Below are 5,567 nucleotides of genomic sequence, written 5' to 3'. Positions count from 1 at the left end.
CCGCCCCCGCCACCGCCCCGCAACTGCAGACGATGGCCAAGCGCTTCGCCCCCGTCGACCTGACGGCCGACACGGCGAAACTGTCCGCCGGCGACCGCGTCGCCATCGCCAGATTGATCGAAGCGGCGAAGATCGTCGACACCCTGCAGCTGCGCCAGCGCTGGTCCGGCAACGAGGCGCTGTGGGCCGCGCTGCACAAGGACGCCACGCCGCTGGGCAAGGCACGCCGCGACTACTTCTGGCTGAACAAGGGCCCGTGGTCGATCATCGACGGCAACGCATCCTTCATGCCCGCGGAATACGCCGGCATCAGGATCCCCGCCGAGAAGCCGGCCGGCGCGAATTTTTATCCGGAAGGCGCGAGCAAGCAGGAACTCGAGGCGTGGATGAACGGCCTGCCGGCCGCCGACAAGGAACAGGCCCAGTGGTTCTTCACCGTGATCCGCAAGGACAAGGCAGGCAAATTCACCATCGTGAAGTACTCGGACGAGTACCGTAACGAGCTGCAAAAACTGTCGAAGCTGCTGAAGGAAGCCGCGAACGCCACCGACAACGCGTCGCTGAAAAAATTCCTGAACCTGCGCGCCGACGCCTTCCTGTCGAACGACTACCTCGCCTCCGATTTCGCGTGGATGGACCTGGATTCCCCGGTCGACGTCACCATCGGCCCATATGAGACGTACAACGACGAACTGTTCGGCTACAAGGCCGCGTTCGAAGCGTACGTGAACGTGCGCGACCAGAAGGAGACGGAGAAGCTGAACTTCTTCGGCAAGCACATGCAGGAGCTGGAAAACAACCTGCCGCTCGATCCGAAGTACCGCAATCCGAAGGTCGGGGCGATCGCGCCGATGGTCGTCGTGAACCAGGTCTACGGCGCCGGCGACGGTAACATGGGCGTGCAGACGGCCGCCTACAACCTGCCGAACGACGAGCGCATCATCCGCCAGCGCGGCTCCAAGCGCGTGATGCTGAAGAACGTCCAGGAAGCCAAGTTCGAGGCGACCCTGACGCCGATCTCGAAGCTCGTGCTGCGTCCGGCCGACCAGAAGGACCTCGATTTCGACTCGTTCTTCACGCACATCCTCGCGCACGAGATCATGCACGGCCTGGGTCCGCACGCGACGACGCAGAACGGCCAGCCATCCACGCCGCGCCAGGACCTGAAGGATGCCTACTCGACCATCGAGGAAGCGAAGGCCGACGTCACCGGCCTGTGGGCGCTCACCTATATGATGGACAAGGGCCAGCTGAAGGCGTCGCTGGGGCAGGGCACGGCTGCCGAGCGCAAGCTGTACAACACGTACCTCGCATCCGCCTTCCGCACCCTGCACTTCGGCCTGACGGATTCGCACGCGCGCGGCATGGCCATCCAGATGAACTACCTGCTCGACAAGGGCGCCTTCGTGTCGCACGGCGACGGCACGTTCTCCGTCGACTTTGCCAAGATCAAGGGCGCGGTGGCGGACCTCGACCGCGAGTTCCTGACGATCGAAGCGCTAGGGGATTACGCCCGCGCGCAGGATCTCATGAAGCGCTATGTCGTCATCCGTCCGGACGTGCAGAAGGCGCTGGACAAGATGAAGGCCGTGCCGAACGATATCCGGCCGGCGTTCGTGACGGCGGCGCAGCTGGTGCCCGCGCACCGCTGAGCACCGTCATACCGTCATCCCCGCGCAAGCGGGGATCCATACTGAGCCGAACAGGATACTCAGTATGGGTTCCCGCTTTCGCGGGAACGACGTCGCTGTTTTCGGCAATAAAACCCTGCCAAAGGGCAGGTATTAGACCTGCCCCAACATCAAATTTGGCATTTGTGTGCTATATTTGGAATCGTTTCCTGTTGGAAATATTTATTCCGATCCCATCACGCGAGCACACAATGACAACCACTGGACTCACGATCGGCAAACGACTGGCTTTCGGTTTCGGCAGCGTCCTCGCCCTCATGGCGGTGCTGGCCGGCCTCGCCATCCACCGCGTCGGCCAGATCGACGACATCCTCATCCGCATCAACGACGTCAACAGCGTCAAGCAACGCTATGCGATCAATTTCCGCGGCAGCGTGCACGACCGCTCGATCGCCATCCGCGACGTCGTGCTGGCTTCCACGGCCCCGACGGCCCAGCGCCACGCCGACCTGATCAAGAAACTGGACGACGACTACCAGCGCTCGGCCGCGCCGCTCGACCAGCTGTTCGCGGCGCGCAGCGACATCCTGCCGGAGGAAAAGCAGGCGCTGGCCGCCATCAAGGACGTCGAGCGCCGCACGCAGCCGCTGATCGCGCAACTCATCGCCCTGCGCCAGGCCGACAATACGGCCGAAGCGACGACATTGCTGGACAAGCAGGCCGGCCCCGCCTTCGTCGACTGGCTCGCCAGCGTCAACCGCCTCATCGACCTGGAGGAAAAGCTGAACAACGACGCGGCCGCGCAGGCGCGCGCGCTGTCGCACAGTTTCTTTGCCTGGATGCTCGCGATCCTCGCCGTCGCCGCCGCTGCCGGCGCGGCCGCGGCCTGGTTCATCAGCCACGGCCTGCTGCGCCAGCTGGGCGGCCAGCCGGACTACGCCGTCGAGATCGCGGGCGCCATCGCGGCCGGCGACCTGTCCGTACCGATCGAGACCCGTGCCGAGGACCGTTCCAGCCTGCTGTACGCGATGAAAGGCATGCGCGACAGCCTCGTGAACATCGTCAGCCAGGTGCGCGCGGGCACGCTCACGATCGCCAATGCGTCGACGGAAATCGCGGCCGGCAACCAGGACCTGTCCGAGCGCAGCGAGCGCCAGGCCGGCACGCTGGAAGAGACGGCGTCGTCGATGGAAGAACTGACGGGCACCGTGCGCCAGAACGCGGACAACGCACGCCAGGCGAACACCCTCGCCGAGTCGGCATCGGGCGTGGCCCTGCGCGGCGGCGCCGTCGTGGCGCAGGTCGTGCAGACGATGGCGTCGATCAACGAGTCGTCGAAGCAGATCGCCGAGATCATCAGCGTCATCGACGGCATCGCGTTCCAGACGAATATCCTCGCGCTGAACGCGGCCGTCGAGGCGGCCCGTGCGGGCGAGCAGGGACGGGGCTTCGCCGTCGTCGCGGGCGAGGTGCGCAGCCTGGCGCAACGTTCGGCCGCGGCCGCGAAGGAAATCAAGACGCTGATCAGCGATTCCGTCGCCAAGGTCGACGACGGCGCCAAGCTCGTCGACGAGGCGGGCAGCACGATGGAAGAAATCGTCACGAGCGTGAAGCGCGTGACGGACATCATGGCCGAGATCAGCCATGCGAGCCAGGAGCAGAGCGCCGGCATCGAACAGGTCAACCGCGCCATCGGCCAGATGGACGAAGCGACGCAGCAGAACGCGGCGCTCGTCGAACAGGCCGGCGCCGCGGCGTCCGCGCTGCAGGACGAAGCCGCGAACCTCGCGCGCCTCGTCAGCATTTTCAAGCTGGATGCGCAGGCGGCGCGGCCGTCCGCGAGCCTGGCCGTCGTGCCGGCCGCGCGCCAGGGGCGTATCGCCGCCGCGTGATCAAACCCGCACGACGAGCTTGCCGAAGTTCCGCCCCTGCAGCAGGCCGATGAACGCTGCGGGGGCGTTTTCCAGCCCGTCGACGACGTCTTCCTTCACCTTGATCCTGCCGGCCGCCAGCCAGCCGGCCATGTCGTCGCGGAAGGCGTCGAAGCGCGTCCCGTAGTGATCCAGGATGATGAACCCCTGCATGCGGATGCGTTTCGACAGCAGGGTCGCCATCCACGTGGCGAGACGGTCCGGGCCCTCGGCAACGCCGCCGTTGTAGTGGGAAATGAAGCCGCACACGGGCACGCGCGCGTTCACGTTCAACAGCGGCCGCACGGCATCGAACACGGCGCCGCCCACGTTCTCGAAATACACGTCGATCCCGTCCGGGCAGGCAGCCGCCAGCAGCTCGGCGAAGCGCGGATCGCGATGGTCCACGCACGCATCGAAACCCAGTTCTTCCACCGCGTACCGGCATTTGTCGGGACCACCGGCGATGCCGACGACGCGCGCACCCTTGATCTTCGCGATCTGGCCCACCACCGAGCCGACGGCGCCGGTGGCCGCCGCGACGACCACGGCCTCGCCGGGCTGCGGCATGCCGATGTCGAGCAGCCCGACGTACGCCGTGAAGCCGGGCATGCCGAGCGTGCCCAGCGCCAGCGACGGGCGCGCCAGGTCGCCCACGGGCATCAGGCCGCTGCCGTCCGACAGCGCATACTCCTGCCAGCCCGCGGCGCCGACGACGAGGTCGCCGGCCTTGTAGTCCGGATGGCGCGACTCGACCACGCGGCTGACCGTGCCGCCGACCATCGTCGCGCCCAGCGGCACGGGATCGGCATAGCCAGGGCCGACTTGCTCCATCAGGTTGCGCATGTACGGGTCGAGCGACAGCCATTCGGTGCGCAGCAGCACCTGGCCGTCCCGCGGCACCGGAACCGGTGTGTCTTCGAGACGGAAATCCGTCGGGGTCGGAACGCCTTGCGGATGGACGGCAAGGACGATACGGCGATTCGTCATGGTGGTCTCCTTAATTGGATGCGGGGCGCGGACCGTAGCGCACGACGAGCAGTGCGCCGAGCGCGAGCGCGACGGTGGCGAAGATGGGGCCGCTCGGCGCACCGATCCGGTCGACGAGGATGCCGCCGCCGACGGCGCCGCTGGCGATGGCGATCTGGAATGCGGCGACGAGCAGCCCGCCCGCGCCCTCGGCCTGGTCCGGCGCGGCGCGCACGATCCAGGTCTGGAAGCCGATCGGGAAGGCGCCGAACGCGAAGCCCCATGCCGCGATCGCCGCGATGGTCACGGGGACCGACGTGCCCGCGACCCATAACGTGGCGGCCAGCAGCGCGATCAGGGCGGCGCCTGCCACGATGGCGAGGCGCTCGCTGCGCGCGGCCAGGAAGCCGCCGGCGATATTGCCGAAGAAGCCCGCGATACCGTATGCCAGCAGGGCCGCGGAAATCGCACTGACCGACAGGTGCGTGACCTGTTCCATGAACGGGCGGATGTAGGTGAAGCCGGCAAAGTGCCCGGAAATCACGAGCAGCACGGCGAGCAGCGCGACGCGCACGTTGGTCCGGCCCAGCAGTTCGAACAGGACTTTGACGTTCGGGTTGTCCTTCGGCGGCAGCGCGGGGATGGTGACGCATTGCGCGGCCAGCGTGAAGACGCTGACGACGCCGGCCGCCACGAACGCGCTGCGCCAGCCCCACAGGTCGCCCATGTACGCGCCGACCGGCGCCGCGCACACGGTGGCGACGGAGACGCCGGTGAGGATGAGCGACATGGCCCGTGCAAACAGGTGCTCCGGGACGAGGCGCATCGCGAGCGCGGCGGCCATCGACCAGAAGCCGCCGAGGCCGATGCCCAGCAGCGCCCGCGCCGCGATCAGCACCGGCAGGCTGTGCGCCGTCGCGGCGAGCACATTGGACAGCACCAGCAGCGACGTCAGCGCGAGGATCACCCGCTTGCGGTCGAGGTTCCGCGTGAGGACGGGGATGGTCAGCGCGGCCGCGGCGCCCACCGCCGCGGTGGCGGTGACGGCCTGGCCGGC

Annotated in this window: 4 protein-coding genes; 2 read left to right on the top strand and 2 right to left on the bottom strand. The window is 67.3% G+C overall.

Annotated features, from left to right (window positions below; all coding sequences use genetic code 11):
- On the top strand, positions 1-1,652 hold a 1,652-nt coding region (locus ACEN88_RS23265; RefSeq protein ID WP_413343456.1), incomplete at its 5' end, for a dipeptidyl-peptidase 3 family protein.
- Positions 1,653-1,882: 230 nt separating this feature from the next.
- Complete coding sequence (locus ACEN88_RS23260; RefSeq protein ID WP_413343454.1) at positions 1,883-3,523, top strand: methyl-accepting chemotaxis protein; 1,641 nt, start codon at positions 1,883-1,885, stop codon at positions 3,521-3,523.
- Here ACEN88_RS23260 and ACEN88_RS23255 read toward each other — a convergent pair whose 3' ends face one another.
- Complete coding sequence (locus ACEN88_RS23255; protein WP_413343452.1) at positions 3,524-4,531, bottom strand: NADP-dependent oxidoreductase; 1,008 nt, start codon at positions 4,529-4,531, stop codon at positions 3,524-3,526.
- Positions 4,532-4,541: 10 nt separating this feature from the next.
- Positions 4,542-5,567: MFS transporter (locus tag ACEN88_RS23250; RefSeq protein WP_413343450.1), on the bottom strand; the 1,026-nt coding region annotated here is incomplete at its 5' end.

The organism is Massilia sp. CT11-108, assembly GCF_047302915.1.
Classification (GTDB): domain Bacteria; phylum Pseudomonadota; class Gammaproteobacteria; order Burkholderiales; family Burkholderiaceae_D; genus Telluria; species Telluria orientalis.
Note: the sequence above shows the minus strand (reverse complement) of the source record. Positions and strands in the feature narration are given on the sequence as shown.

Excerpts from the sequence above, each read along its gene's own strand:
- ACEN88_RS23260 (WP_413343454.1), top strand. The coding sequence starts at position 1,883 with ATGACAACCACTGGACTCACGATCGGCAAACGACTGGCTTTCGGTTTC.
- ACEN88_RS23255 (WP_413343452.1), bottom strand. The coding sequence starts at position 4,531 with ATGACGAATCGCCGTATCGTCCTTGCCGTCCATCCGCAAGGCGTTCCG.